26 protein-coding genes are annotated in these 25,433 nt (G+C 53.0%); 13 read left to right on the plus strand and 13 right to left on the minus strand.

Annotated features, from left to right (window positions below; all coding sequences use genetic code 11):
* Positions 1 to 4: 4 nt before the first annotated feature.
* Positions 5 to 1,228 carry an FAD-dependent monooxygenase gene (locus tag ABF287_RS12685; RefSeq protein WP_347185371.1) on the minus strand — a complete coding sequence of 408 codons (1,224 nt, stop codon included), beginning with the start codon at positions 1,226 to 1,228 and terminating at the stop codon, positions 5 to 7.
* 91 nt (positions 1,229 to 1,319) lie between these two features.
* Here ABF287_RS12685 and ABF287_RS12690 point away from each other — a divergent pair, with 91 nt between their 5' ends.
* From ABF287_RS12690 to ABF287_RS12705, 4 genes are all read left to right on the plus strand, one after another.
* The gene (locus ABF287_RS12690) at positions 1,320 to 2,648 is read left to right on the plus strand and encodes an amidase family protein (protein ID WP_347185372.1); all 1,329 of its coding nucleotides are present in this window, start codon (positions 1,320 to 1,322) and stop codon (positions 2,646 to 2,648) included.
* A 126-nt stretch (positions 2,649 to 2,774) separates the two neighbouring features.
* Positions 2,775 to 3,956 (plus strand): aminotransferase class I/II-fold pyridoxal phosphate-dependent enzyme, encoded by a 1,182-nt coding sequence (locus tag ABF287_RS12695; protein WP_347185418.1) that lies wholly within the window; start codon positions 2,775 to 2,777, stop codon positions 3,954 to 3,956.
* 11 nt (positions 3,957 to 3,967) lie between these two features.
* A complete protein-coding gene (locus ABF287_RS12700; protein WP_347185373.1) occupies positions 3,968 to 6,940 on the plus strand; it encodes a DNA translocase FtsK 4TM domain-containing protein in 2,973 nt (990 codons plus the stop codon).
* A gap of 40 nt (positions 6,941 to 6,980) precedes the next feature.
* Entirely contained in the window at positions 6,981 to 7,631 is a 651-nt protein-coding gene (locus ABF287_RS12705; protein WP_347185374.1) for an outer membrane lipoprotein carrier protein LolA, read from the plus strand.
* A gap of 4 nt (positions 7,632 to 7,635) precedes the next feature.
* Here the strand turns inward: ABF287_RS12705 and ABF287_RS12710 are convergent, their stop codons facing one another.
* Both ABF287_RS12710 and ABF287_RS12715 read right to left on the minus strand, forming a co-directional pair.
* Positions 7,636 to 8,220 (minus strand): lytic transglycosylase, encoded by a 585-nt coding sequence (locus ABF287_RS12710; protein ID WP_347185375.1) that lies wholly within the window; start codon positions 8,218 to 8,220, stop codon positions 7,636 to 7,638.
* Positions 8,221 to 8,305: 85 nt separating this feature from the next.
* The gene (locus ABF287_RS12715; RefSeq protein ID WP_347185376.1) at positions 8,306 to 9,187 is read right to left on the minus strand and encodes an AEC family transporter; all 882 of its coding nucleotides are present in this window, start codon (positions 9,185 to 9,187) and stop codon (positions 8,306 to 8,308) included.
* Between the two features lie 85 nt (positions 9,188 to 9,272).
* Between ABF287_RS12715 and hspQ the strand changes: the two genes are divergently transcribed.
* On the plus strand, positions 9,273 to 9,599 hold the full coding sequence (hspQ, locus tag ABF287_RS12720) for a heat shock protein HspQ (protein ID WP_347185419.1): 327 nt from the start codon (positions 9,273 to 9,275) through the stop codon (positions 9,597 to 9,599).
* A 25-nt stretch (positions 9,600 to 9,624) separates the two neighbouring features.
* Here hspQ and ABF287_RS12725 read toward each other — a convergent pair whose 3' ends face one another.
* Both ABF287_RS12725 and ABF287_RS12730 read right to left on the minus strand, forming a co-directional pair.
* A complete protein-coding gene (locus ABF287_RS12725; RefSeq protein ID WP_347185377.1) occupies positions 9,625 to 10,107 on the minus strand; it encodes an ATP-binding protein in 483 nt (160 codons plus the stop codon).
* Positions 10,097 to 10,441, minus strand: coding sequence for an STAS domain-containing protein (locus ABF287_RS12730; protein ID WP_347185378.1), 345 nt, complete (start codon positions 10,439 to 10,441; stop codon positions 10,097 to 10,099). The genes ABF287_RS12725 and ABF287_RS12730 overlap by 11 nt, the downstream gene beginning before the upstream one ends.
* Before the next feature lie 210 nt (positions 10,442 to 10,651).
* Between ABF287_RS12730 and ABF287_RS12735 the strand changes: the two genes are divergently transcribed.
* From ABF287_RS12735 to ABF287_RS12745, 3 genes are all read left to right on the plus strand, one after another.
* Complete coding sequence (locus tag ABF287_RS12735; RefSeq protein WP_347185379.1) at positions 10,652 to 11,299, plus strand: RluA family pseudouridine synthase; 648 nt, start codon at positions 10,652 to 10,654, stop codon at positions 11,297 to 11,299.
* Positions 11,300 to 11,408: 109 nt separating this feature from the next.
* The gene (locus ABF287_RS12740) at positions 11,409 to 12,062 is read left to right on the plus strand and encodes a peroxiredoxin (protein ID WP_347185380.1); all 654 of its coding nucleotides are present in this window, start codon (positions 11,409 to 11,411) and stop codon (positions 12,060 to 12,062) included.
* 148 nt (positions 12,063 to 12,210) lie between these two features.
* Complete coding sequence (locus ABF287_RS12745; RefSeq protein WP_347185381.1) at positions 12,211 to 12,999, plus strand: sulfotransferase family 2 domain-containing protein; 789 nt, start codon at positions 12,211 to 12,213, stop codon at positions 12,997 to 12,999.
* Here the strand turns inward: ABF287_RS12745 and ABF287_RS12750 are convergent.
* Positions 12,993 to 13,769 carry a glycosyltransferase family 25 protein gene (locus ABF287_RS12750; RefSeq protein WP_347185382.1) on the minus strand — a complete coding sequence of 259 codons (777 nt, stop codon included), beginning with the start codon at positions 13,767 to 13,769 and terminating at the stop codon, positions 12,993 to 12,995. The genes ABF287_RS12745 and ABF287_RS12750 overlap by 7 nt on opposite strands.
* Before the next feature lie 302 nt (positions 13,770 to 14,071).
* A complete protein-coding gene (gene pnp / locus ABF287_RS12755) occupies positions 14,072 to 16,204 on the minus strand; it encodes a polyribonucleotide nucleotidyltransferase (protein ID WP_347185383.1) in 2,133 nt (710 codons plus the stop codon).
* Between the two features lie 540 nt (positions 16,205 to 16,744).
* Between pnp and ABF287_RS12760 the strand changes: the two genes are divergently transcribed.
* Positions 16,745 to 17,851 (plus strand): hypothetical protein, encoded by a 1,107-nt coding sequence (locus ABF287_RS12760; RefSeq protein WP_347185384.1) that lies wholly within the window; start codon positions 16,745 to 16,747, stop codon positions 17,849 to 17,851.
* 499 nt (positions 17,852 to 18,350) lie between these two features.
* Here the strand turns inward: ABF287_RS12760 and rpsO are convergent, their stop codons facing one another.
* Together rpsO and ABF287_RS12770 are read right to left on the minus strand one after the other, a co-directional pair.
* Positions 18,351 to 18,620 carry a 30S ribosomal protein S15 gene (gene rpsO, locus ABF287_RS12765; protein ID WP_215943092.1) on the minus strand — a complete coding sequence of 90 codons (270 nt, stop codon included), beginning with the start codon at positions 18,618 to 18,620 and terminating at the stop codon, positions 18,351 to 18,353.
* A gap of 145 nt (positions 18,621 to 18,765) precedes the next feature.
* Positions 18,766 to 19,071: a DUF5665 domain-containing protein gene (locus ABF287_RS12770; RefSeq protein WP_347185385.1), complete on the minus strand. Its 306-nt coding sequence runs from the start codon at positions 19,069 to 19,071 to the stop codon at positions 18,766 to 18,768.
* Positions 19,072 to 19,214: 143 nt separating this feature from the next.
* Here ABF287_RS12770 and ABF287_RS12775 point away from each other — a divergent pair, with 143 nt between their 5' ends.
* Positions 19,215 to 20,603 (plus strand): calcium-binding protein, encoded by a 1,389-nt coding sequence (locus ABF287_RS12775; RefSeq protein WP_347185386.1) that lies wholly within the window; start codon positions 19,215 to 19,217, stop codon positions 20,601 to 20,603.
* Here the strand turns inward: ABF287_RS12775 and ABF287_RS12780 are convergent.
* Genes ABF287_RS12780 through rbfA form a run of 3 tightly spaced genes read right to left on the minus strand, consistent with a single transcriptional unit; the run spans position 20,600 to position 22,482 of the window.
* Complete coding sequence (locus ABF287_RS12780) at positions 20,600 to 21,121, minus strand: DUF1643 domain-containing protein (RefSeq protein WP_347185387.1); 522 nt, start codon at positions 21,119 to 21,121, stop codon at positions 20,600 to 20,602. The genes ABF287_RS12775 and ABF287_RS12780 overlap by 4 nt on opposite strands.
* A gap of 33 nt (positions 21,122 to 21,154) precedes the next feature.
* Positions 21,155 to 22,057: a tRNA pseudouridine(55) synthase TruB gene (gene truB, locus ABF287_RS12785; protein ID WP_347185388.1), complete on the minus strand. Its 903-nt coding sequence runs from the start codon at positions 22,055 to 22,057 to the stop codon at positions 21,155 to 21,157.
* Positions 22,057 to 22,482: a 30S ribosome-binding factor RbfA gene (gene rbfA, locus ABF287_RS12790; protein ID WP_347185389.1), complete on the minus strand. Its 426-nt coding sequence runs from the start codon at positions 22,480 to 22,482 to the stop codon at positions 22,057 to 22,059. Before rbfA ends, truB begins: the two co-directional genes overlap by 1 nt.
* A gap of 103 nt (positions 22,483 to 22,585) precedes the next feature.
* Between rbfA and dapB the strand changes: the two genes are divergently transcribed.
* Together dapB and ABF287_RS12800 are read left to right on the plus strand one after the other, a co-directional pair.
* Positions 22,586 to 23,407, plus strand: coding sequence for a 4-hydroxy-tetrahydrodipicolinate reductase (gene dapB, locus ABF287_RS12795; RefSeq protein WP_347185390.1), 822 nt, complete (start codon positions 22,586 to 22,588; stop codon positions 23,405 to 23,407).
* A gap of 68 nt (positions 23,408 to 23,475) precedes the next feature.
* Complete coding sequence (locus tag ABF287_RS12800) at positions 23,476 to 23,829, plus strand: dihydrodipicolinate reductase (protein ID WP_347185391.1); 354 nt, start codon at positions 23,476 to 23,478, stop codon at positions 23,827 to 23,829.
* 10 nt (positions 23,830 to 23,839) lie between these two features.
* Here the strand turns inward: ABF287_RS12800 and ABF287_RS12805 are convergent, their stop codons facing one another.
* The gene (locus ABF287_RS12805) at positions 23,840 to 24,046 is read right to left on the minus strand and encodes a DUF1674 domain-containing protein (RefSeq protein WP_347185392.1); all 207 of its coding nucleotides are present in this window, start codon (positions 24,044 to 24,046) and stop codon (positions 23,840 to 23,842) included.
* Between the two features lie 47 nt (positions 24,047 to 24,093).
* On the opposite strand from ABF287_RS12805, the gene ABF287_RS12810 reads away from it, so the two are divergent.
* Positions 24,094 to 25,374 (plus strand): RsmB/NOP family class I SAM-dependent RNA methyltransferase, encoded by a 1,281-nt coding sequence (locus ABF287_RS12810; RefSeq protein ID WP_347185393.1) that lies wholly within the window; start codon positions 24,094 to 24,096, stop codon positions 25,372 to 25,374.
* Positions 25,375 to 25,433: the final 59 nt, after the last annotated feature.

Raw genomic sequence — 25,433 nt, forward strand, 5'->3', positions numbered from 1 at the left:
GTCGCTAAAGTGGTTTGCCTTGCATCAGTTTTGGTAGATCACCACTGACCCCAGCGGCCTCGCGCATGGCGGCGCGGCGCACGGTTGGCAGCGCGTTGACGATGCCCATGCCAATATCCCGTCCCAATCTGAGGATCGGGTTGTTGTTTGAAAACAACTTGTTAAACCCATCAGTCATCACAGCCTGTGAGGCCACGTCAAATCGACGCCACTGTTGGTAACGCTCCAACACGTCGATGCGGCCGATGTCTTCGCCGCGGCGGTGCGCCTCTACGATCACTTCCGACAAAGCCCCAACATCTTTGAAGCCCGCGTTCAATCCTTGTCCCGCGATGGGGTGCATCCCGTGGGCGGCATCCCCCACCAACGCCACGCGCGGCGCGGCAAAGGCATTGGCCAAGGTCAAATTCAATGGGTAGGTGAATCGTTTGCCAGCCAGCGCGATCTCACCCAGAAAATCACCAAAAATGGGGCGCAGAACCTCTAAATAGTCAGCGTCAGACAGCGCTTGAATTTCGGCAGCGGCCTTGGTCTTTTCCGTCCAAACGATGGAGCTTTTGTTGCCGGGCAGGGGCAAAATCGCCAAAGGTCCAGCGGGCATGAAATATTGATGCGCGCAGCCGTTGTGTGGCTTTTCGTGAGCAATGGCACAGACCAATGCGGTTTGATCATAGCCCCAGCCTGTCCGCCCGATGCCCGCGCGCAGCGCTGTGCCCGATGTGCGCCCATCACAGCCAATGATCAACGGGCTGGTCAAAACCGTGCCATCGTCAAGCGTCACTTGGGCTGTTGCGGCGTCACTGGTTTGTGCCGTCACCGTGGCTTCGATCTGCGTGATATGCGGATGTGCCGCCAGTGCGCTCAGCAAGGCAACACGCAGAAAGCGGTCTTCGACCATAAACCCAACGGGGCCGTCATCTGTTTCGGCGTGATCGAATTCCAACATAAACGGCGCAGGGCCATCGCCTGCTTTGCCATCCGTGACCTTCACGTCCAAAATCGGCTGCGCGTTGCTTTTCACCGCATCCCAAACACCAATCGCCTTGAGCAACCTTTGCGAGGACAGCGACAAGGCATATCCGCGCCCATCAAAGGTGTCACTGGACAGTTTTGCGGTGTTGATTTTGTCGATGATCGTGACCGTCAGTCCTGCATTTGCGCAGGCAAGCGCCAACGCAGGTCCGTTCAGGCCACCGCCCACAATCAGAATGTCGCTCGAATTTGTCATGTCGCCAATATGGCGTTGAATGCGGGATTGTCCATGCGTTCTTGTGCCGCTAGCGTGTGGCAAATGACCAATCTTCGAAAGACCCTGCGCCATGAGTGATATTTTCAAACTGTCGATGTGTGATTTGGGGCGATCCTTTGCGACTGGCGCGCTTGATCCGGTTGATGTGACCGCGCAGTATTTGCAAGCCTCTGAGGCGCATCCGCTCGGGCACCGCATTTACGCGCGCCTCACCAAAGATCGCGCCATGGCCGAAGCCGAAGCCGCGTCTGAACGCGCCAAACTCGGCGTGCGGCGGGGGCTTTTGGATGGCGTACCTGTGTCTTGGAAAGACCTGTTCGACACGGCGGGCACAGCGACAGAAGCGGGGTCTGCGTTGCTCAAAAACCGTGTGCCAACACGCGACGCTGAGGTAGTGGAGCGCGCCAGCGCGCAAGGTCTGGTGAGTTTGGGCAAAACCCACATGAGCGAGCTGGCATTTTCAGGTCTTGGCTTAAACCCGAGCACCGAAACAACGCCTTGCGTGAATGACCACGCGGCGGTTTCTGGCGGCTCATCGTCGGGGGCTGCGGGGTCGGTGGCGTTTCAATTGGCACCGGGTGCGGTCGGCACGGATACGGGCGGTTCTGTGCGTATTCCGGCGGCTTGGAACGACTTGGTTGGCCTGAAAACAACGGCGAAACGCATTCCCAGCACGGGCGTTGTGCCTTTGGCGGCGTCGTTTGACACCGTGGGCCCTTTGGTCAAAACGGTCGAAGACGCAGCACAGATGTTCGCCGTTCTCGACGGATCGCAAGCGCCGGATTTGCGCGGTGCGAGCGTGAAGGGCAAGCGGTTCTTGGTGTTGGAAACAATCGCCTTTGATGACATTCGCGCGGACCCTTTGGCCGGATTTGAACAGGCCGTTGCAAAGTTCAAGGACGCTGGCGCTGTGGTTGAATTTGGCACGATTGAAGCCGTGCGCGCGGCTATGGATCTATCTGGAATTTTGTTCCCAGCCGAAGCCTATGCCACGTGGCGTGAGGCGATTGAGGCCAATCCAGACGCGATGTTTGCGCCGATTTTGGAACGTTTTCGCGCAGGTGGCACGGTAATGGCCGCTGATTATGTGGAAGCTTGGCAAAAATTGGCGCGCTACCGCGCGGAGTATTTGGCCGCAACGGCAGGTTATGACGCTGTCATTTTGCCAACTGCGCCGATTTTGCCCCCAAGTGCAGAGCGGCTGATGTCCGACAATGATTATTACGTGACGGAAAATCTTTTGGCGCTGCGCAACACGCGGATTGGCAACTTGATGGGGCTCACAGGATTGACGCTTCCGACAGGTATTTCATCCACCGGAATACTGCTGCAAACCGCCCCAAATACCGAAAATAAGCTCTTGCGTCTTGGTGCTGCGGCGGAGGTCGCGCTGACTTAAAAGCCACAGGTCGTTGATGAGAGAATTGAAAACGCGTGTGTTTTTCTGGACCGCTCGCGTTGAAATGGGTATTGTGGGTTAAAACAAGCGGGCAAAATGATCCGCAAATACGAGGCAGCAGCAATCATGACGTTTCCTGAGCGGTTTTCAAACCTGCCTGAATATGCGTTCCCGCGTTTGCGGACCCTTCTTGACGCTCATGCGCCAGGGGGCGAAGTCGTGCATATGACGATTGGTGAGCCGCGCCATGCGATGCCCGATTTCGTTGCTGACGTTATGGCTGCAAATGTCGACCTGTTTGCAAAATACCCCGCCAACCATGGCACGCCTGAATTGCTTGGGGCGATTGCCGATTGGGTTCAAAAAAGGTTCAACGTTTCGCTGGATGCTTCGACACAAATCATGACGCTTAACGGCACACGCGAAGGCTTGATGAACGCCTGTATCGCGCTGTCGCCTGAGCAAAAGAACGGCAAAAAGCCCGTCGTCTTGATCCCAAATCCGTTTTACCAAGTCTATGCCGTGGCCGCCGTGACATCTGGCGCAGAACCAATTTACGTGCCCGCGACCAAAGAAACCGGCTTTTTGCCTGACTACGCAGGTCTGCCGACTGAGGTGTTGGACCGCACAACGATTGTCTATCTGTGCAGCCCGTCAAATCCACAAGGTGTTGCCGCGCCGCGTGACTATTTGCAGACGCTCATTGCATTGGCTGAAAAGCACGATTTCAAGATTTTTGCCGATGAATGCTATTCCGAAATCTTTCGCGGCGAGGCCCCTGTTGGCTCGCTCGAAGCTGCAAAAGATATCGGCGCAGATCCAGAGCGGGTGGTGATTTTCCATTCTCTGTCCAAACGCTCCAATCTGCCTGGGCTAAGGTCCGGCTTTGTGGCGTCTGGCCCGAAAAATATCGAACAGATCAAGCAATTGCGCGCCTATGCGGGTGCGCCACTGCCTATGCCAATTCAAGCAGTGTCGGCGCGCGCTTGGGCGGATGAAGCCCATGTCGAGGCGTCACGCGCGCTGTATGTCGACAAGCTTAATATGGCGGATGAGGTGTTTTCCGGCATTGATGGGGCACATGCGCCTGATGCTGGTTTCTTTTTGTGGCTTCCTGTCGAAGATGGGGAAGAGGCCGCATTGAAACTCTGGACTGAAACAGGCGTTCGGGTGGTTCCGGGGGCGTATTGGTCACGAGATGTTCAGGGACAAAACCCTGGCAAAAATTATATCCGGGTCGCTTTGGTGGCCCCAATAGAAGAGACTCAGCGCGGGCTTATCACGCTCCGTGATTGTTTGTACGATTGAAAGAGGCGAAAATGGCATCCTATCAGGCACGTGGTCGCGATCCACTTTTTGACAGAAAAACTCAAGCGGTTTTGGAACGCCGAAGCAAAGAACTTGTGGGTGTCGCACTTTTGGGTGCGGCTCTTGTTATGGCTTTGCTTCTTGGATCGTATTTGCCTGAAGATCCCAGCTGGTTGTCTGCCACTGACGCCGAAGTGCGCAACATTTTGGGGCGCTTTGGGGCCTCTGTCGCATCCCCGTTGATGATCATTGTGGGGGCCGCATCTTGGGGCATCGCAGTGGTTTTTGCCGCTTGGGGTGTTCGGTTTGTAAGCCATCAAGGGTCTGAACGTGCCTTGTCCCGCGTGGTTTTTGCACCGATTGCGATCGCCCTTTTGGCCATTTACGCATCAAGCTATGCCAGCACTGCGCCGCAAAGCCATGGCGGATTGTTTGGCGATACTGTTTTGGCCGCCCTCATTCAATTGTTGCCATTCGGCCCTGAATTTTCGCTGAAAGCGCTGGCATTTGTCGCGTTTTTTGCTGCGGGCGCGATGATGTTGTTCGTCACTGGTTTTACCCGTAGCGAACTCAAAACTGGTTTCAAATTCTTGTTGTTGGGCCTGACGGGTCTTTATGCTTTGGTGCTTCACATGCTTGGCAAAGCAGGGCGCGGTTCTATTGCGACGGGTCAAATGTTGGCCCAAAAGAACGCGGAACGTCGCGCTGAAAAGCAGCGGGTTGCGCAAGAAAGCCAGCACCAATTCGCCGCGCAAGACTATCATAACCAGCCAGCAGCTGCGCCGCGTGTGTTCCGCTCAGAAGTGGTCGAAGACCATGCCGAGATGCCTGCAGCCGACGTGCCACCGGCTGGCGCAGCTGAATTTGCCGAAAAATCAGGTCTGTTTGCGAAAATGCCAACCTTGCTGAAACGCGCGCAAGAGGCGCCGGTTGAGCCAGAATTGGTTGAGCCTGAATACGCGCCTGAGCCAGATATTGATGGTGGCTTTGATGACCGCATTCGCAACAAAATCTCAAATGTGGTGAATGCCCGTGCCCGCGTTGGTTCGCGCGCCATTACCCCCGGTGCAGGTCGTGTCGAGCCACCTTTGTCTGCCGCGCAGGCGGCCGTTGCGAAATACAAAAAGGGTCCAAAGCCCATGCGCTTTGAGCAGCCAGAAGCACCCGCGCCGGTTTCTTATGAGACGCCATACACTGAACTTCAAAACGACGATCCGCAGGCCGCATCCTTTGCCGCGCCCACGGATTCAGAGCCTCTTGTCTATGATGATGAAATTGCGCTCGACATGCCTGAGCCACTCGACACGCCCGACTATGTTGCCCCCGATGCGGCGCGGTATGAGCCTCCTGTGGTGGCCAAGCCAGACCCCAAACGCGTTGTGCAGAACCCCGTTCGCAAGCCAGCTGCCGCCTCTAAACAGGCGCAAGCTGAGGCGCAACCAACTTTGAAGTTTGACCCCAAAGAGGCCGAATACGAACTGCCGCCATTGTCGCTTTTGGAAAGTGCAACCACGGTTCAGCGATACACCTTGTCCGATGAGGCCTTGGAAGAAAACGCGCGCATGCTTGAAAATGTGCTCGATGACTACGGCGTCAAAGGCGAAATCGTTTCTGTGCGTCCGGGCCCCGTTGTTACCATGTACGAACTTGAACCCGCGCCCGGTCTTAAAGCATCACGCGTTATCGGTTTGGCCGAAGACATCGCGCGGTCTATGTCCGCCTTGTCTGCGCGCGTGTCCACCGTGCCAGGTCGCACCGTGATTGGTATCGAATTGCCAAATGAAAACCGCGAGAAAGTGGTCTTGCGTGAAATCCTGTCTGCGCGCGGTTTCGGCGACAGCAGCATGAAGTTGCCACTGGCCTTGGGCAAAGACATTGGCGGCGATCCCATCGTTGCGAACCTTGCGAAGATGCCGCACTTGCTGATCGCGGGTACCACCGGTTCCGGTAAATCTGTTGCGATCAACACGATGATTTTGTCGCTGCTGTACAAGCTGACGCCGGAAGAATGCCGGATGATCATGATTGATCCGAAGATGCTCGAACTGTCCGTTTACGACGGCATCCCGCACCTGTTGTCGCCTGTTGTGACCGATCCGAAAAAGGCCGTTGTGGCTTTGAAATGGACCGTGGCAGAGATGGAAGATCGCTACCGCAAGATGTCGAAAATGGGTGTGCGCAACATTGACGGCTATAATGGTCGCGTCAAAGAAGCGCTGGCCAAGGACGAGATGTTCTCGCGCACCGTTCAAACGGGCTTTGATGATGAGACGGGCGATCCAATCTTTGAAACCGAAGAGTTCCAGCCCGAAACATTGCCGTACATCGTCGTTGTCGTCGATGAGATGGCCGACTTGATGATGGTGGCGGGCAAAGAAATCGAAGCCTGTATTCAACGCCTCGCACAGATGGCGCGTGCCTCTGGCATTCACATCATTATGGCGACACAACGTCCGTCAGTTGACGTGATCACCGGTACGATTAAAGCCAACTTCCCAACCCGTATTTCGTTCCAAGTGAGCTCGAAAATTGACAGCCGCACCATTCTTGGTGAACAGGGCGCCGAGCAACTTTTGGGCATGGGCGACATGCTTTACATGGGCGGCGGGTCGAAAATCACCCGCGTTCACGGGCCATTCTGTTCAGATGAAGAAGTCGAAAAGATCGTCTCCTACCTCAAGTCATATGGTCCGCCTAGCTATGTCGGTGGTGTGGTCGAAGGTCCGCCTTCTGACAAAGAAAACAGCATCGACGCGGTGCTCGGCCTGTCTACGGGTGGCAACACAGATGTGGAAAACGCCTTGTATGACACCGCCGTTGCGATCGTGATCAAGGACCGTAAATGTTCGACCTCCTACATCCAGCGCAAACTGTCGATCGGCTATAACAAAGCGGCCGGCCTTGTGGAGCAAATGGAAGAAGAGGGCGTTGTGTCTGCCGCAAACCATGTCGGTAAACGCGATATTTTGGTCCCCGAGCAGTAATCTGCCCATCACGCGGTTTTCCGGTTTATGTGATCACTTGATGGCTGTTCTGCGCGTCAAAGATGCATATGTTGGGCGTATGAAAACACTTCGTTACGCTCTTGCGCCCGTTATCGCTTCTGTTTGTTTTGCCTTGCCTGCGGCAGCTGAAAAGCTGTCTTTGAATGAGCTGTCAGGCTACCTCAATTCGCTCGGCACTGTGCAAGCGGACTTTGTGCAAATGAACGATGATGGGTCAACGAGCAACGGTGTTTTGACGCTCAAACGTCCCGGTCGGATGCGTCTTTCTTATGGCGGCCAAGACGACCCTTTGGTGTTGGGCTCTGGTGGTCAGGTTGCGATATTTGATCCTGCATCCAACGAACCGCCACAGCGGTTTCCGATGAGCAAAACACCCCTGTCTTTGATTTTGGCGAAAGACGTTGATCTCAGTCGCGCCAAAATGGTTGTGTCGCATACCGAGAAAGATGGCGACACGATCGTGCGCGCGCAAGACCCTAACCACCCAGAATATGGGTCGATTGATTTGATCTTCGGCGACAGGCCGATCCTGAAAGCATGGGTGATCAATGACGAAAGCGGCGGGTCCACCACCGTGCAACTGACCAAAATGCTTTTGGGCGGAACCGTGCGGGATACAGAGTTCAACATCCGGTCAGAGGCGCGCCGCAGGGGCACACCTCTGGAATAATGCGTTAGATTTTGCCGCAGGACTGAAGCTGAGACTTGTAAGTTTGTGAGCGTTGTTCGACTTTCGCCGACACGTCCAAAAGCCACGGCTTGGACTTGTAAGTGCCACGGCTGTAGCCGGCGCGACCGTCGTGGTAGGCAAGGTATTGACGTCGCGCATCGGATTTTGAAATCCCAAGCATTTCAGTCGATTCATCCATGTACCAACCCATAAAATCGGCGGCGTCAGAAATGCGATTCCGCTTTGCTCCAAAGCGTCCTTGGTCTTTCCGGTATTCGTCCCAAGTGGCATCAAGCGCTTGCGCATAGCCATAGGCGGAACTTTGACGACCCATCGGAATCACGCCAAGCACGTATCTGTAGGGGGTTCTGGCGTTGCCGACAAATTTGCTTTCTTGGTACAGCACCGCCATTTGCACGTTCACAGGGATGCCCCATTTGCGCTCGCTCGATTTCATCGCGCGCAGATATGAGGGGCGCTGTTTCACGATTGAACAAGCGTTATCGAGGTTGCGTGGTGCGGAAAAATTGCCACTGCCGCATGCGGCAACAAGCACCAAAAGTGCCAGTGTGCGAAGACCTTTTTTCATAACTGCTCTCATTTGTTGTTTTCCAAATTCTACCGTTTTTTACGACGTCATAAAATGGATTTTTTTTGCATGAGCAATTTTTGGGTCAAACCACAAAGGCAAGGAGCAGCGGAATGTAAAAAATAGACAAAACTGTCGAGGCGACGACCAATCCCGCGACATCGTCGGCTTTTGCGCCATATTTTTCAGCCAATAAATAGGATGTCACCGCAACTGGCGTTGTGATTTGCAAAATCAAAACCGCATAGGGAATGGACAACAAATTGAACTGGTGCCCAACGGCGACAGCAATTCCGGTGCAAATGACCGCTTTGAACAGGGACAATATGACCGCGCGGGCAAGGCCTTTGGGCGCCAAGCGCGCCACCGCAACGCCGAGCGTGATCAACATGATCGGGATCGCGATTTGCCCCAGCAATTCCAGCGTGTTCATGGCAAATGTTGGCAACGTCCAGCCTTGCCACAAGAATATCGACCCCAGTATCGTCGCGCCAACCAAAGGTTCTTTGATGGCTTTGACGATGGATCCGCCTCCCGCGGTCACATAGACGCCGAAGGTGAACGACCAAATCGCCATGACCGCAAATACCACGATGGCGTAGCTCAAGCCTTCTTGGCCGAACGCGAAGTAGGCAAGAGGCAATCCGAGGTTGCCCACGTTGCCGAAAATCAAAGGATTCAGGTAGGTGCGCGTTTCCAGTTTTAGGATTTTCACAGCTGCATACATGATCAGCGTGACGCAGCCGTAGGCCACAATGGCCGCCATGGATAAGTTCGTCAGAGCCGCGGGATCAATCTCTGCCTTGACCAAGGCGGTGAAGATGAGCGCCGGCACAGACAATGTCATGGCCATCTTGGTGACAAATTCGATGGGGTAGGTGTAGCCCAATTTGACCCATATGAATCCAATAGATGCCAAAAAAAACACCGGAGCGACGATTTCTAGGACCGTTAAAATGACGTTCACAAACAGTTTCCCGAATATTTACTTGTCCACCGTGGACACCAGTGCTTGGAAAAGCTTAATAACGATAAACGAAGGTTGCAATGTCATGTTGAAGACACAGGCTAAATATCACTTGGGACAAATCGTCCGCCATCGAAAGCACCCCTTTCGTGGGGTGGTCTTTGACGTGGATCCAACCTTTTCGAATTCAGAAGAATGGTACGAGGCGATCCCCGAAGACAGTCGCCCCAAACGTGATCAGCCGTTTTATCACCTTTTGGCCGAGAATGACCAAAGCCACTACGTGGCCTATGTGTCAGAGCAAAACCTGATGATCGATCAATCGGGTGTGCCCGTTGAGCACCCCGATTTGGAAGAGTTGTTTGGGCCATTTGAAGGCGGCGCCTACCCACTTCATTTTCACATGAACTGAGCAGGCGGTCTCCGCCTTTTTTGGTTTACGAGGCCTCTCCGAATTTAAGCCTGAAGGTGAGGACGTTTTGGTCTTCCATGCGGCCATAGTTTAGGTCTTTGGTCAGTTGACGGATCAAAAACCACCCAAACCCCCCTTCTGGTAGGTCTTCGGTCGCGCAGGTCAAATCGCTTTGCGGTTTGTTCGGAAGCTCACCACCGGGCATTGGGTTTCCCGTGTCGATGATTTTGCACAGCAGTGACCCGTTGGAATGATCCATATGGGTTTCGATCATGCCATCGTTGCGTTCTTGATAGGCGTGCACGACGATGTTGTTGAGCACCTCTGCGACGACGAGTTCAAGGGTACTCCATTCGTCTTGGGAAAATTCGAGATCGGACAATCCAGACTTGATGGTGCTTAGACCTTCTCGGACAGCTTCTTCATTGGCTGGAATAACGAGACGCAACGCAGCTTCTTCCTTGTCTGTGGCGGGTTTGGGAATCTTTGGAAACTTCTCATGATGCATCAATAGCGCCCTCAACTGCGGTGGTGGCGCTGTCATGAATCACAAAGACGGTGTCCATGCGCGTGAGGTGAAACACCTTTTCGACAGCGGGTTGAAGTGCGGCCAATTCCAGCGTTTGTTCAAGTTTCTTTGCCTTGAGGGCGGCAACCACAGCCCCAAGGCCCGAACTGTCCAGAAATTCGACCTGTGACAGATCAAGGATGACGCGCGTTGGCCCCTCATCCGTCAGCTTGCGCATTTCGTCTTTAAATTGAATAGCGCAAACCGCGTCAATTCTGTTTTCGCATACCGTTACAAGACGCGCGTCTTCAAAGTCTTTGTGGTTTAGTTTCATCGTGCACCTTTTGTCCAAATTTGATTTGAGACTATGTTCGAATTCTTACCAACCAGTTTTCATCGGTCGCAAAGCGCCTGCGCAAATGCGAAAAGATACATAGAAATTTAACTACTCACACAAAGATATTGCGCGATGATTTTAGCGCGGCGCGCGTGAATAAAGGCCAAACGCGTTGGCCAAACCGAATGAACATGTTATCGGCTGCGCATGAGCGATACATATAATCCCCCCCACGACCCTTTGGTTGTCATTCATGCCGACCATCAAATTTTGATTGTCGATAAGCCCGCTGGTCTTTTGTCAGTGCCGGGCAAGGGGGAGCATCTGTCTGATTGTTTGATGGCGCGGATTTTGAAAGTCTTTCCAGAGGCTTTGCTGATTCATCGTCTTGATCGTGACACGAGCGGGGTGATGGTCTTTGCTTTGACGCCACATGCGCAAAAACACATCGGGCAGCAGTTTGAAAAGCGCCGCACGAAAAAGACATATGTAGCGCGCATATGGGGACGGCTTGAGGAAAAGACGGGCACGGTGGATCAGCCCATTATCGTCGATTGGGAAAACCGTCCTTTGCAAAAGATCTGCCATGAAACAGGGCGCGCGGCGCAGACCGATTGGCGGGTGCAGCGCTATGATGAAACCGGCACGCGTGTGCGTTTGTATCCTCACACAGGCCGGTCACATCAGCTGCGTGTGCATATGCTGCACTTGGGGCATCCGATCATTGGCGATCCGCTTTATGCGACAGGTGAGGCCCGTGATGCGCCGCGTTTGATGCTGCATTCCGAGAACTTGAAATTCCGTCACCCTGATGGCGGTGCTGGTATGAGCTATTCCGCGAAGTGCCCGTTCTAACGCGGGACCAAGTTACAGAACGTTATTCTTTCTTGCATTGATGTCTTTCAATGACGCAGCGAACCCTTATGTTTGAAGGATAAATACACATCTGTAAGGGAGGCTCCACATGGGTCTGCGCATCAATTCTACTGTTCCAAATTTTACCGCTCAAACCGATCAAGGTGAGATTTCATTTCACGATTGGATTGGCGATAGCTGGGCGATTTTGTTCTCTCACCCCAAAGATTTTACGCCAGTGTGCACCACTGAATTCGGTGCGGTTGCGCAGTTGGCCGACGAATGGGCGGCGCGTGGCACCAAGGTGATCGGCGTGTCTGTGGACGGCGTGGAAGAGCACAAAGGCTGGAAGAAAGACATCGAATCTTTTGCCGGCACGGCTGCTGGTTTCCCGATCATCGCGGACAGTGATCTGAAGGTGTCGAAAGCCTTTGATATGCTGCCAGAAGACGCCTACATGCCCGATGGTCGTACACCTGCTGACAGCGCCACTGTGCGTTCTGTCTTCATCATTTCGCCTGACAAAAAGCTGCAATTGACCATGACATACCCAATGTCTGTGGGCCGCAACTTTGCCGAAGTTCTGCGGGCTTTGGATGCGTTGCAAAAGACATTCGGCGCACCATTGGCGACGCCTGCGAATTGGCAGACAGGCCAAGACGTTGTGGTGGCCTTGTCGCTTGATAATGAAGCAGCAGAAGCCAAATACGGCGCGCTTGATATCAAACTGCCTTACCTGCGGATGGCCAAAGACCCTGCGTAAATTTCGCGCACTGAAACGAAGAAAACCCTGCCTATTGGTGGGGTTTTCTGTTCAATGATGTTTCCGTGTTGGCAACCGCGGCTCTAGGAATTAAAGGTCACTCTGCACCATTTCTGATGACCACCTTGTGCAGGTAAGAGACTAATTCATGCCCAAAATTCAAATGCAAAAACCCTTGCACCCGTTCAAATATCGGATGCTTGCGCCGTTTTCCGAACGATACAAAACCAAGGCAAAGATCGCAGCCAGTGCGATGCCCCTTCAGACCATCATTCCTCACATCGTTATGAGTGATGATCGGAAGCTGCTTTTTGTCCAAAACTCAAAGGCGGGCTGCACGTCTGCATCCCATCTGATCTATGAATACTCGCGGGGCAATCGTTATGAAGGCGCTATCCATGGGGGCGATGCAGGTCTTCATAGGGGTTTATCATACTTTGATGACGCTTTAATTGCATTGAATAGTCCAGAGACTTACGTCTTTTCAATCGTTCGCGACCCTTTAAAGCGGGCCGTCTCTTGTTTTAAAAACTTTTTCATAGACAAAAAAAATGGGCACTATCCGAAGTATAGTCGTGCCATCCGAAAATTGGGGTTCGTTGACGGAGGACCCATGGAAGACAACTTTGACAGCTTTCTAAGGTTGATTGAATTGTCCTTCACACAGAACCTTATTTTGACTGATCCGCACTTTCGCTTGCAGACACTCAACCTTGGGTATCCAGATATTCTCTACGATCGTATCTGCAAGCTTGAAAACTATAATGCTGATATGCAGGCGGTGTTCAAAGATATTGGGTTTATGTTCCCGCGTGACAGTGGGGCTCTCGGAAAGCGCGAGAACGCGTCTAGACCCAGCCAGTTTTCACCATCAGCGATGCAGGTGAAAAAGATTGAGGCGTTATATGCCAAAGACTACGAGGCGTTTGGTTATTGAAATTTTCTGGAAGACAAGCGTTCAGATAGCGTTTTGTGTTTCCAAGCGTTCGCGTAATTCTTCGACTGGCGTTTGAATTCCGACCAAAAGTAGGCTGGCGTTCGGGGAATTCGGTTCCGAGCAAGAACTGCGTTGTCGATTTCGCTTTCGGCGCCAGATGGGATTGCGCATGGCGGATTTAGGGCAAAGCCGGTCCCGCGTTGCGAAAACATTTTTCTAAAATAGTGATCAACGGGGGCATAGATGGTGTCCCGTGAGTCATAAAATGCTTTCGCACCTTTTCGAGACCACAAAAGCGCGGTGGTGGTCACCGGAAAATAAAAAGCGTGTTCCAAGCTGTGACCACAAATGTCCGAAACAGGCGTCTTCAGTTTGTGCCCATGGCGGCCAAGGTTGATCAGCTCCCAGTCGGGGGCGACACCAGCGTCAAGGTTTTGGATCAACTTCTGAAGAATTTGCGTAAAATTCTCTGCAAGCACGACGTCGTCTTCAAGGACCAGTGCATAGTCGCAGTCACTGTCTAGCAAACGTTTGGCGCATTTAAGGTGACTTAGGTAGCAGCCTATTTCGCCGCCCGTCATAGCGCGGCCATAAAAATCAACCGCACGCTTTTCGTCATATTGGGCAAAGCTTTCGGGGGACTTTCCGCGCGCATCAACTGCAGCGAGGCGCTCAAAATTGAGTCCCGCAGCATCCAATTGTGATGAGGCATCCGCCCAGCGCTGATCTGATCCATCCAAGTTAATGACTAGCGACAAGAGTTCATTCATGTTTTTATCTTTCTCGTGTGAGCGCCTGAAATTTGCGCCACTGGCGCAAAAACAATGCCCAGCTTCTGGCTGTTATTACCGCTTATGGTTGTAGCTCAGCAAGACGATTCTATGCCCATTCTGGGTCGGGTTACGAGAAGAACTTTTTAAATGGCGTTCAATACGCGCATATCTGCCATCGTATTTTTTCAGTGTCATTTGGCTATTACGAGTAGCGCCTTGAGGGCCGCAACCTAAACGTGGCCAAACAAAAAGCCCCGCTGTTTCCAACGGGGCTTATCACAACTTAAAGACTAAAGAGCTTAGTCTTCTTTTTTCTCTTCAACGATTTCTTCGCCAGTTGTTTGATCAACCATTTTCATCGCCAAACGCACTTTGCCGCGGTCGTCAAAGCCCAAGAGTTTCACGAACACTTCTTGGCCTTCTTTGAGCACGTCAGATGGGTGGTTCAAGCGACGGTTCTCGATTTGAGACACGTGCACAAGACCATCGCGTTTGCCGAAGAAGTTCACAAAGGCGCCAAAGTCGACGACTTTAACAACTTTACCTTTGTAGATCTTGTTGGCTTCAGGCTCTGCCACGATGGAGTGGATCATGTCGTAGGCAGCTTTGATCGCAGCCGCATCGGAGGATGCGATTTTGATGATGCCTTCGTCGTTGATGTCGACTTTTGCGCCGGATGTTTCAACGATTTCGCGGATCACTTTACCACCGGAACCGATCACTTCACGGATTTTGTCCGTTGGGATCTGCATGGTCTCAATCTTAGGCGCGTGCTCAGAGAAAGAAGACGCGCCGGACAAAGCTTTGTTCATTTCGCCCAAGATGTGCAAACGGCCTTCTTTGGCTTGTGCCAAGGCTTTTGCCATGATCTCAGGTGTGATGCCCGCGATTTTGATGTCCATTTGCAAAGATGTGATACCGTTTTCAGTACCCGCCACTTTAAAGTCCATGTCGCCCAAGTGATCTTCGTCACCCAAGATGTCAGACAAAATAGCGTATTCGCCATCGTCTTCCATGATCAGACCCATAGCAACACCAGCCACAGCGGATTTGAGCGGAACGCCCGCATCCATCATGGACAAGGAGCCACCACAAACAGACGCCATTGAAGACGAACCGTTTGATTCAGTGATCTCAGACACAACGCGAACTGTGTATGGGAAATCAGTTGCAGCAGGCAATACAGCCTGAAGCGCGCGCCATGCCAGTTTACCGTGACCGATTTCACGACGACCTGGGCCAGACACACGACCAACTTCACCCACAGAGTAGGGAGGGAAGTTGTAGTGCAACAGGAAGTTGGATTTGAAGTTGCCGTGCAAGGCGTCGATGAATTGCTCATCATCGCCTGTGCCCAATGTGGTCACAACCAAACCTTGTGTTTCGCCGCGTGTGAACAGGGCAGAACCGTGTGTGCGTGGCAAAATACCAGTTTCAGAAACGATAGGACGGATCTGATCAAGCGCACGACCGTCGATACGTTTGCCTTCGCGCACAACAACGCCGCGCAAAACGGAAGACTCAAGGCCTTTCAAAGCGGAACCGAGGTTCGCATCTTCAAGCTGCTCTTCGGTCAATGTCGCCAAGATCGCTTCTTTCGCAGCAGAAACCGCCGCAACACGTTCTTGTTTGTCGGTGATCGCGTAAGCCGCTTTCATCGCGTCAGAACCCGCCGCTGCAACAGCAGCAGACAATTCAGAGTACTCAGGTGCTTGGAAATCGAATGGCTCTTTGGCAGCATCTTCTGCCAAGTCGATGATCAAGTCGATCACAGGTTGGATTTGCTCGTGGGCAAAGTTCACAGCGCCGAGCATTTCTTCTTCGTTCAGCTCGTAAGCTTCAGATTCAACCATCATCACGGCGTCTTTGGTACCAGCCACAACCAGATCAAGACGTTGATCAGGGTTGTTGCGCAGGTCCTGCATGTCGTCGACAGTTGGGTTCAAGATGTATTCGCCATCTTCAAAACCAACACGCGCACAAGCGATTGGGCCGCGGAACGGCGCGCCAGAGATTGTCAAAGCAGCAGAAGCCGCGATCATCGCAACAACGTCAGGGTCGTTGACAAGATCGTGTGACAAAACTGTACACATCACCAAAACTTCGTTTTTGAAGCCTGGAACGAACAAAGGACGGATCGGACGGTCGATAAGACGCGCTGTCAAAGTCTCTTTTTCAGTTGGGCGTGCTTCGCGTTTGAAGAAACCACCTGGGACTTTACCAGCCGCGTAGTATTTCTCTTGGTAGTGCACAGTCAGAGGAAAGAAATCCTGACCAGGCTTTTGTTTGCGGGCAAAGGTCACGTTGGCCATGACAGATGTTTCACCCAAAGTGGCGATCACTGTGCCGTCAGCCTGACGCGCAACTTTACCGGTTTCCAGTGTAAGCTCTTCTTCGCCCCACTGGATTGATTTTTTAACTTCATTGAACATGAATTCAGCATCCTAATTGGGAGCACCCTGACCCCTGTCAGGTCTCCCGTGATATATAGCGGCCCCATTGCCGCCGATCCCTCTATCATTCTTCACAGCGCGGGGATCATCGCGCTACGTCTCAGATAGACGGGCCATACACGAATTTCCTGTGTTTGGGAAGAGATCTATATATTTGCGCATATCTGAAGGGGTTTTGCCCCAAAACATCACAACCATCCCCACCACCCAAAGCGCAAATCCGATAGATGTTCGAAGCGGCTTCGGGGTTTGGCTGAGGTTGGGTGTTTGGGGCTGTGGTTGCTCTGGCCAAAGCAAAGAGCGATGCGATAGGGGGCAGGGATTAGGCGAATGATATTTTCGGCCCTGAAGCTGCCACTGATACACATTGCAGCGAATGTCAGCTTTTAGCACATAGTGTCGAATGCTGCGGCGTGTGCGAACGGCGGCTTTTTTGCAGGAGTGGATCACGAAAGATGACCTTTCAACCAACGCCTAATGTGATAGAAAACACTCGGGAACGCGTAACAGGGGGCAGTAATGGCAATAGCTGATTTTAAGATTCCAAATACGCCCCAATGGGTTTTTCGATCTGAAACTGCAGGAGACTGGGACGTTTATTTCTACTCTGTGAACGCGGCGGTCCAGGTCGAAAAGTATTCCTCCGGCGAAATAGCAGATTCCATCGAGGCGGTCCGCGCACTGATCAGCGTGATGTGCAAAACCCATAACGACAATCAAGAAGATGACGACAGCACCTCAACGGAACCGACCGAAGAAGATCTTGCCGCATTTACCGACGAAGATATTAACAGTTTTTCACGTGAATTTTTAGAGCATGACAACTCTTTGGGCACGACGGACAAGTTAGAAAAATCGGAAGATCAATCGGACGCAGAATTTTTTCTCCAAGTCTTAGAAGGCGAAAACAAGAAACAGAGCGAAAAAAGACGCGACATGCTTTCAAAGCTGAATAGCAGCCTTGGTGGACTTCTGGGCAGCAAGAACTCTGGAATTAGAAGAGTTAGCGAAGACCTTCTCAAGCAAAACAGGGGACTTGAAAGCTATTACAGCCCAAAGCTAAAAATTTTAGAACCGTCGCCTAAACTTTTTGTCCCACCGCCGAATCCAATTCACGAGACTAATGACCGCCTCGGCGACATGACCGAGCGACTAGAGAACCTAGTTGGATTTGGAGAGAATGCTCTCCAAATAATGACTGGGCTTCAGGTTGCATCGGTGGAGTTCCTTGAAAAATTCTCGACCGAAGCGGAAAACAACAGCAGAGCAGCGAACAAGGCAATTTGGGTCGGTATTTTCGCCGTACTTTTCTCAGTGGGACAGATCTTCTACACAGAGTTTAGGCGCGTGCCTCAAGACACCGCTGCAATGGATGCTGCGCTCGCCAGCGTTCGTGGCGAAATCGATGAGCTACAGACTGCTTTGGGAGCGGACCTCACAAGCTACCAAGCTGCGCAAGCGGAAACTGCCGCAGCTGTTGCAGATTCAGTCAACTCGACGGGCGAAACTAACACCGCGCTGTTACAAAGAATCGACCAGCTTCTGCAACAGCAAAAGTTACAGAACGAAGCCATAATTGAAGCTCTTGGAGCCATATTAGAGACGGCCCGCAATCCGGCGGAGTAGCATCGCAACGCTTTTGTCGCCCCGTTTGGTTTCAGGGGCCGGCACCGAGCAATGCTTTGCTGACCGAGCATGAGCTTCAAGGTATCGATCGGCTTTGCGCTGATAGCGGCCATAGGCAGAACTACAGCGAACGGCAGCAAAATCCGCTTGGCGGAAATTGGTATAGAGCGCAGCGAACATCCGTTTCCCGCCTAAGGAACTAAAGTCCGCAATCCACCCATACTTACACAACACTCCTCGGTGCCGTCCGTGGTCCGTTCGCGCCCAAAACCCCACAAAACCACCTTTAAAACATGTAAAGTGAGGTGGGCTGAAAGCTTTAAACTTTTGCAAACGCGCGCCACAATGTTGTGTAAGACTTGCAAACACGGTTTTGCGTGACGGCCTTTTGCAACGCGCGGTGGGGTAAGGGGTTTCGGGTCAAAACAAGCAAAAAACGCGCCCCGAGGGACGCGTTTTTCTCAGAATAGATCTGATCACAAATCGCTGTGCGAAAAGCTTAGCGACGCAGGCCGAGGCGCTCGATGAGCGACTGGTAACGTGCGGCGTCTTTGCCTTTGACGTAGTCGAGAAGTTTGCGGCGTTGCGCAACCATCATCAACAGGCCACGGCGACCGTGGTTGTCTTTTTTGTGTGTTTTGAAGTGCTCAGTGAGCGTAGCAATGCGTGAGGAAAGGATAGCAACCTGAACTTCGGGTGAGCCAGTGTCACCTTCTTTGGTCGCGAATTCTTTCATGATGCGTGCTTTATCTTCTGCAGTAATCGACATCGGGGTCTCCTTTATAAGGTTAGGGTACGAAGACGGCACGAGCCGGGATGTCGTCCAGCAAGGCCCATGAATCACCCCATATTTCTATGGGGATGTGGGCGTATAGGCGGATTCTGTGCAAAAGGAAAGTTTTTTGCGCATTGGTCTAATTTGGCGGCGATGTGGGATCGGACGCAGGGGGCAGGGCCATGATTTCCGAGGCCAGTTGTTTGGCCCATTCGCCGATGATTGGCACCACTTCGATTTGGTTCAAAAAGTACCCGACGATAGACACAACGATGGTCGCACCTGCCACCGATCCGAACCCAAAAGCCAGTCCACGCAAGAAGTTAAACCACATCAACCGCCACGTGGAATCGTGCAACCGCACAAAGCGATGCCCATTGAGCAGCGTTACCTCTTTGCGCAAAGCTTCGAGTTCATTCGCTAGAGTCTGTGTCGAAGTGTCCATGGGTATGATGTCCGCTTTTGGGGTTTGTGCCTCGAATTAATCATTTACTAACAACGCTTTAAATCAAAATGTTTTTATTATGTTCTTCGGCGTATCTGGCGCACGTGATATGAGTATTGCAGAAATTAATGGTGAGGTTAAGCATGCTCTGGGCGCTAGCACTTCTGGGTATTCTACCAGCAGCTTTCATTTTCAACGAAGATGAGAGCGAGACCGACGATGAGCAAGGCGCCAACGACGTCTCTGATCAAAACGAAGAGGCCGTGTCACAAGAAAACATCGGGCCCGACGTGTTTGATATTGCCCTTGGGCAGGCCGAGGAGGGCACCCTTGAAGATTCTCAGGCCTCACATCACGAATTGGTTTCCAATGGCGCTGAGACCTTGTTCGAAAATTTTGATACCGACGAAGACAAAATCACGCTTCATCTCACGGACGATGGGAGCGGCGAATTTATTTCTGAAACCCTGCAAGACAACACTGGAGAGCCCATTGGTGTCAGCCTGAGCTATGTTTCGGAGGGCGTAGAGACGACCCTAAATTTTCTTGGCATAACAACTATGCCTGAAGACAGCATCGAAATAGGTATTACGTCTCAAGACACGGGCGAAGAAGAGCTGTATGGGCTGTCGGAGCTTGCGGATTTTCACGCGCTCGATCCAAATGACCCAGAAGACCCTGCAATTCCGACTCCAGATGACGGGTCGAATGGCCCCATCATTGCGCCCAATGATCCTGAAGATCCTGCGGTTCCCAATGGGTCTGAGGATCCAGATGGTCCTGTCTTGACGCCGAATTCACCCGATGACGATGGCCAAATTTTCACACACAATATGGCAGAAGGCGACGAGGCTCTGGTGCTGAACAACGACCCGCTTGAAGGCGGTTCGGACGCTTCTATTGTGACGTCTGGCAACACAGTTTCAATCGAGACGGACTACCCACTGCATCAGGTTCAAGGCAGCGACGCTGCTGACACAATTGTGCTTGGTGACCATGCTGCGATTGTTCAGGCGGGGGATGGAAATGACACCATCTTCGCGGGTGAAGGCACCGCAATTGTTGATGCGGGTGCAGGCGATGATACCATCTATGGCGGCAGCGATCTTGGATCGGAGTATCTTTTGAGTGGCGGTGCGGGGGATGACCAATTGGTCGGCGGTGATGCCGCGGAAGCTCTTATTGGCGGCGCCGGCTCTGATACGCTGTCCGGCGGTGCAGGCGATGATACTTTGCTGATAGATACTCAAGATGCCGCTGAAGGCGGCGCGGGTGATGACACGTTTTGGATCACTTCGATTGAAGGCGCTGGCACAAATTTTGCAGAGATTACGGACTTTTCTCAAGGGGAGGACATCATTCGTATCAGCCTGCCTGCTGAGGCCGAACAGTCTGGAAATTTTGACATCGAGGTCTCGCCAACAGATGACGGTTTAGCGGCGCAGGTCACTGTAAACGGCGATGTCGTCGCGGTTCTTCATGGGGCGCCGAACGCAACGGCAAGCGATGTGATTTTGGATTTTACCGCTTAAAGAGCGCCACCGACTTGCCAAGGCCTTGGCTGCTCACTGTAGGCGATATAGAGCGGGTGCTTTGGGTGCCCTGCCTTCGACAACCCCAAATGATAGAGCGGGTGACCAGTTTCTCGCAGGAGCACCTCGACGTGCTTGCCGCGTTCAAGGTGTTCCCCATGGGTGCCCCAAGCGCAAATAATTGTGTCCGCCCATTCGGAAAAATCGACGATCGTTTTGTCGTTTTCCGATCCGATAGGGTCACTGGCTGCCCGCATTTTTCGTGGGTCAGTATCGCGCCATGCAAAGATGTTCGTGACGCAAAATGCTCCATACCCCAAGGTGCGCGCGCGCCGTTCGCAGCGCTCTACCGTAGGGTCGTTTTGCACTTCGGTTGCGGTCGAGGGGTTGAGCATCACAAAAAGCACTTTGGACCCCAATGGATCCCAAACGCGGGTCAATGCGTACCGGTAACGTTCGCAGTCTGAATAGACCGCCGTTGATGGCGCATCGCCTTTGGTGTGCGTGCGCGTGATCATGTGTCGACACTCCAACCCATCATCACGTCGCCCTTACAGATTGAATACGCGGCTTGGGTGCACTTCACCAGATTTGTAAACACCCACGGCAACAGGTTGACCGCCGTATGACACCCAAACCTCATCACCGTATTCAGCGCCAGTGAGCACCATGCCAGGATTGCCATTTTTCAACTTGGCAGCACCCTCGGCAGTCGCTTGCAGTTCTGGCAATCCACCAAGGCCTTCTGATACCGGTAAAATGTAGTCGTCGAGTTCTTCGGTTTTGGCCAGTTCGTTGATAACGTCAATGGTGACGCCATCGTCTGTTTCCCACGGACCGGACCATTCGCGGCGCAGCCATTCAACGTGGCCGTGACAGCCCAAGGATTCGCCCAAATCGCGCGCGATAGAGCGCACATAGCCGCCCTTTCCGCAGGTCATTTCCAGCAAGACGTGGTCTGTATCAGTACGCTCAATCATCAGCATTTCGTCAACGTAGAGCGGGCGTGCGGCGATCTCGAAGTCTTCTTCTTCGCGCGCCAGTTTATACGCGCGCTGCCCGTCGATTTTAACGGCGGAGAACTTAGGTGGCACTTGCTGAATGTCGCCAACGAATTGTGGAAGTGCGGCTTCGATTTCAGCGTCAGTTGGGCGCAGATCGCTGGTTGCAATCACTTCGCCTTCGGTGTCGTCTGTGTTCGTGGCTTGCCCGAGACGCACTGAGAATCGGTAGCATTTCAATGCGTCGGTGATGTAGGGCACGGTCTTTGTAGCTTCACCCAAGGCTACAGCCAAAAGACCTGTGGCTTCGGGGTCAAGGGTGCCAGCGTGGCCCGCTTTTTGCGCGTCCAACGCCCATTTCACTTTGTTTACAACCGCAGTGGATGTCATGCCGGCAGGCTTATCGACAATGAGCCAACCGTGAACAGCACGGCCTTTTTTAGTCCGCGCCATTATTCTTCTTCGTCCGTCTCTGGAGTGTCGTTCTTTTCGAGATCACGCTGAATGCGCTCGTCTTTGAACAACTCACGCGTGGCGTCCATACGATCAAAGGTGTCATCAAGTTCAAAGCGCAGTTCTGGGATGTGCTTGATTGTCAGGGCTTTGGCGACGTGATGGCGGATCAAACCTTGACGGCGACGCATCGCTTCAAGGGCTTCTGCGGCACCTTCACCACCAAGCGGCATAATGTAGACCGTTGCGATACGCATGTCGTTGGTCACGCGGACCTCACCAACGGTGATCGACAGCGCAGTGATCGCAGGATCGTGAATTTCACCACGTGCGAACATCTCCGACAAGCGGCGGCGAATTGCTTCGCCAACGCGAAGGGTGCGGTGCGAACCTGATTGTCCGCCTGAATTTGTACGTCTAGCCATAGATGCGAAATAGTCGTGATTGGCCGTTCTTGCAAGCGAGGCTTTGCCAAACTGTTTCGAGCGCGTTAAACCACGCCCTAAATCAAAGCACAGGAGCCCCAAAATGACCGATCTACCAGGTATCGTGATCACAGGAGCATCAGGCCGCATGGGTCAGATGTTGATTAACACTGTTATGGGGTCCGACAAGTGCAAACTGGTTGGCGCCGTAGAGCGCAGTGGCCATGACTGGGTTGGCCGCGATGTGGGTGAGGCCATGGGCGGCATGCCAAATGGCGTGATCGTAACTGACGATGCGCTTGAAGCCTTTGCGCAGGCACAAGCTGTCATCGATTTCACCGCCCCCGCCGCCACTGTGGCGTTTTCGGCCTTGGCCGCTCAGGCGCGCTGCGTGCACGTGATTGGCACAACCGGCATGACCGAGGATGACATCGCGAAGCTTGGTGCTGCGGCACATCACTGTACGATTGTGCGTGCAGGCAACATGTCGTTGGGTGTCAACCTTTTGACAAAGCTTACCAAAATGGTTGCTCAAGCATTGGATGCCGATTTCGATATTGAGGTTGTCGAATCTCATCACAACCGCAAAGTCGACGCGCCGTCTGGCACGGCGTTGATGCTGGGTGAAGCTGCTGCCGAAGGGCGCGGGGTGAAACTGGCGGATGTGTCAGATTCGGGCCGCGACGGCATCACAGGCGCGCGTACACGCGGTGACATCGGTTTCTCTGCCATTCGTGGAGGCGACATTGTCGGCGAACACGACGTGATGTTCTTGGGCGATGGCGAACGGATCATCCTGCGCCATGTGGCGTCAGATCGTGCATTGTTCGCCAAAGGCGCTTTGAAAGCAGCCCTTTGGGGTCAAACCCAAAAGCCTGGCGAGTACGACATGATGGATGTGCTGGGACTTGGATTTGGGCCGTAGCCTCTAAAATTTGATCCAATTTGCGTTTTTGCACGTACACCTCTTTAGTTGACGTAAAGAGGTGGCGCATGCTGCGTATGTTTTTTCTTGGTGGATTGCTGTTCAGTGCGACGCCTCTGGCCGCACAGGATATGCAACGTCTCACTTCGCTGACGGAGTTTGTTGAGGTCGTCGAGGGGCGTCAACTAACCCGTTTTGGTATCAAATTGACGGTGGCGCCCTCTGGTGACATTCGCGGGCGTGCTTTTGGCAAAGATGTCACTGGTCAGTGGCGCTGGGATGCGGGTTACTTTTGCCGCGACCTTTTCTTTGGAGACGAAGATTTGGGGCCAAATTGTCAGTTGGTCACGGCGCGCGGCGACCGGATTCGGTTTACCTCTGATCGCGGCGCCGGTGATTCTGCCATGTTTAAGCTTCGCTAAGGGCGACCGCTTAGAAATCGACAGCGATTCCCTTTTTCTCATAATCACCAAAGCGCACGGGCTCTGGGCCTTCACGGCCGCCAAGTTCAAGCGGCATCGCGGCAAGTTTGGCTTCCTGTGCTGCGCGGCGCTCTTCTGCTTCGGCGAGCGCGCGCTGGGCGGCTGCTGGAAGGTGGCTAATATCACGCGTTTGCGGCTTTGACGTTTCGTCGGTCATCGGGAAATCCTTGTTCGGTTCATGAGAGTGATATACGAGGCAAAGCCATGAAAACAAGATCTCCAAAAGACGCGGGCCTTGATGCGCGCCGTGCTGCCCTCGCGCTTCTTGATGCCGTGACCGTTGAAAAACGGCTGCTGTCCGAAGTTTTGCCCTCAAAGACCGAGCGTCTAGATCCAAGCGAACGCGCGCGCGCGCAACGTTTGGTGACTGAGGCGTTGCGCGCGATGGATCGCAGTGACCGCATGTTGGGGCCGCACCTGTCCAAACGCCCAGCGCCACATGTGATGAATGCGCTGCGCCTAGGTGTTTATGAAATTTGTGGTGCGAGTGAAGCATCGCATGGTGTGGTAAATTCTTATGTGTCATTGATGCAGGAGCGCGCAAAATCAAGCCATTTCAAGGGTTTGGTAAACGCCGTTTTGCGAAAAGTCACTGATGATGCCGCGAAATGGGACAGCTTGCCTGTGCCGATGATGCCCAAATGGCTGCGCAAGCCATTGCTGGCGGATTACGGCAAAGAAGTGGTTTCAGCGATCGAAGCAGCCCATGCCAAGGGCGCGCCATTGGATGTTACGTCTAAAGCGGATGCCGCAAAAACTGCGCAAAACTTGAACGCGACGCTTTTGCCTACGGGGTCTGTGCGGGTGCCAGATGGCGCTCAGGTGACAAAACTTCACGGATTTGAAGAGGGCGATTGGTGGGTTCAAGATGCTGCAGCCGCTTTGCCCGCGCGTATTTTGAACGCGCAAAAAGGAGAACGCGTGCTGGATATGTGCGCCGCACCCGGTGGTAAAACCCTGCAAATGTCGGCTGCTGGTGCGGAAGTGACGTCTTTGGATGTGTCCGAAAGCCGTATGAAACGGTTGGTAGAGAATCTTCAGCGCTGCTATTTGCCTGCGATTCCTGTGGTGCAAGACGCGCTTGAATTTGAAAGCGAAGCGTTTGACGCGATTTTGTTGGATGCGCCTTGTACGGCTACGGGCACGATTCGACGCCACCCAGATTTGCCCTACTCCAAAGACGGGTCTGACTTTCCGGGCCTGTTTGAGTTGCAAGAGCACATGATTGATCGGGCTTTGACCCTTTTGAAGCCCGATGGTCGTTTGGTGTATTGCACCTGTTCTTTGTTGATCGATGAAGGCGAAGAGCAAGTTCGAGATGCATTGGAACGTCACCCCAATTTGCGCGTTGATTTGGATGCGTTGAAAATTGCCGGTGTGGACGCTGACTGGATTGGTCCAGAGGGGCTGCGCACGCGTCCTGATTTTTGGGCAGAGCAAGGCGGTATGGACGGGTTCTTTGTTACGGTTTTCCGCCAGTCCTAGACCTCTGACAAATCTTCAATGACAGAATCTGTTGTAGCCTGTATTCATAATGCAGAGCA

Origin of the sequence: Pacificibacter sp. (assembly GCF_039769035.1) — a bacterium.
GTDB lineage: Bacteria > Pseudomonadota > Alphaproteobacteria > Rhodobacterales > Rhodobacteraceae > Celeribacter.

Bases quoted from the DNA above. Each gene is read 5' to 3' on its own strand.
- rpsO (WP_215943092.1), bottom strand. From the start codon at position 18,620: ATGTCGATTACTGCAGAAGATAAAGCACGCATCATGAAAGAATTCGCG.
- ABF287_RS12730 (WP_347185378.1), bottom strand. From the start codon at position 10,441: ATGAAACTAAACCACAAAGACTTTGAAGACGCGCGTCTTGTAACGGTA.
- ABF287_RS12725 (WP_347185377.1), bottom strand. From the start codon at position 10,107: ATGCATCATGAGAAGTTTCCAAAGATTCCCAAACCCGCCACAGACAAG.
- ABF287_RS12780 (WP_347185387.1), bottom strand. From the start codon at position 21,121: ATGATCACGCGCACGCACACCAAAGGCGATGCGCCATCAACGGCGGTC.
- pnp (WP_347185383.1), bottom strand. From the start codon at position 16,204: ATGTTCAATGAAGTTAAAAAATCAATCCAGTGGGGCGAAGAAGAGCTT.
- ABF287_RS12770 (WP_347185385.1), bottom strand. From the start codon at position 19,071: ATGGACACTTCGACACAGACTCTAGCGAATGAACTCGAAGCTTTGCGC.
- truB (WP_347185388.1), bottom strand. From the start codon at position 22,057: ATGGCGCGGACTAAAAAAGGCCGTGCTGTTCACGGTTGGCTCATTGTC.
- ABF287_RS12700 (WP_347185373.1), top strand. From the start codon at position 3,968: ATGGCATCCTATCAGGCACGTGGTCGCGATCCACTTTTTGACAGAAAA.
- ABF287_RS12690 (WP_347185372.1), top strand. From the start codon at position 1,320: ATGAGTGATATTTTCAAACTGTCGATGTGTGATTTGGGGCGATCCTTT.
- ABF287_RS12735 (WP_347185379.1), top strand. From the start codon at position 10,652: ATGAGCGATACATATAATCCCCCCCACGACCCTTTGGTTGTCATTCAT.
- ABF287_RS12800 (WP_347185391.1), top strand. From the start codon at position 23,476: ATGCTGCGTATGTTTTTTCTTGGTGGATTGCTGTTCAGTGCGACGCCT.
- dapB (WP_347185390.1), top strand. From the start codon at position 22,586: ATGACCGATCTACCAGGTATCGTGATCACAGGAGCATCAGGCCGCATG.
- ABF287_RS12805 (WP_347185392.1), bottom strand. From the start codon at position 24,046: ATGACCGACGAAACGTCAAAGCCGCAAACGCGTGATATTAGCCACCTT.
- ABF287_RS12710 (WP_347185375.1), bottom strand. From the start codon at position 8,220: ATGAAAAAAGGTCTTCGCACACTGGCACTTTTGGTGCTTGTTGCCGCA.
- ABF287_RS12695 (WP_347185418.1), top strand. From the start codon at position 2,775: ATGACGTTTCCTGAGCGGTTTTCAAACCTGCCTGAATATGCGTTCCCG.
- ABF287_RS12750 (WP_347185382.1), bottom strand. From the start codon at position 13,769: ATGAATGAACTCTTGTCGCTAGTCATTAACTTGGATGGATCAGATCAG.
- ABF287_RS12775 (WP_347185386.1), top strand. From the start codon at position 19,215: ATGCTCTGGGCGCTAGCACTTCTGGGTATTCTACCAGCAGCTTTCATT.
- hspQ (WP_347185419.1), top strand. From the start codon at position 9,273: ATGTTGAAGACACAGGCTAAATATCACTTGGGACAAATCGTCCGCCAT.
- ABF287_RS12745 (WP_347185381.1), top strand. From the start codon at position 12,211: ATGCCCAAAATTCAAATGCAAAAACCCTTGCACCCGTTCAAATATCGG.
- rbfA (WP_347185389.1), bottom strand. From the start codon at position 22,482: ATGGCTAGACGTACAAATTCAGGCGGACAATCAGGTTCGCACCGCACC.
- ABF287_RS12810 (WP_347185393.1), top strand. From the start codon at position 24,094: ATGAAAACAAGATCTCCAAAAGACGCGGGCCTTGATGCGCGCCGTGCT.
- ABF287_RS12685 (WP_347185371.1), bottom strand. From the start codon at position 1,228: ATGACAAATTCGAGCGACATTCTGATTGTGGGCGGTGGCCTGAACGGA.
- ABF287_RS12740 (WP_347185380.1), top strand. From the start codon at position 11,409: ATGGGTCTGCGCATCAATTCTACTGTTCCAAATTTTACCGCTCAAACC.
- ABF287_RS12705 (WP_347185374.1), top strand. From the start codon at position 6,981: ATGGCTGTTCTGCGCGTCAAAGATGCATATGTTGGGCGTATGAAAACA.
- ABF287_RS12760 (WP_347185384.1), top strand. From the start codon at position 16,745: ATGGCAATAGCTGATTTTAAGATTCCAAATACGCCCCAATGGGTTTTT.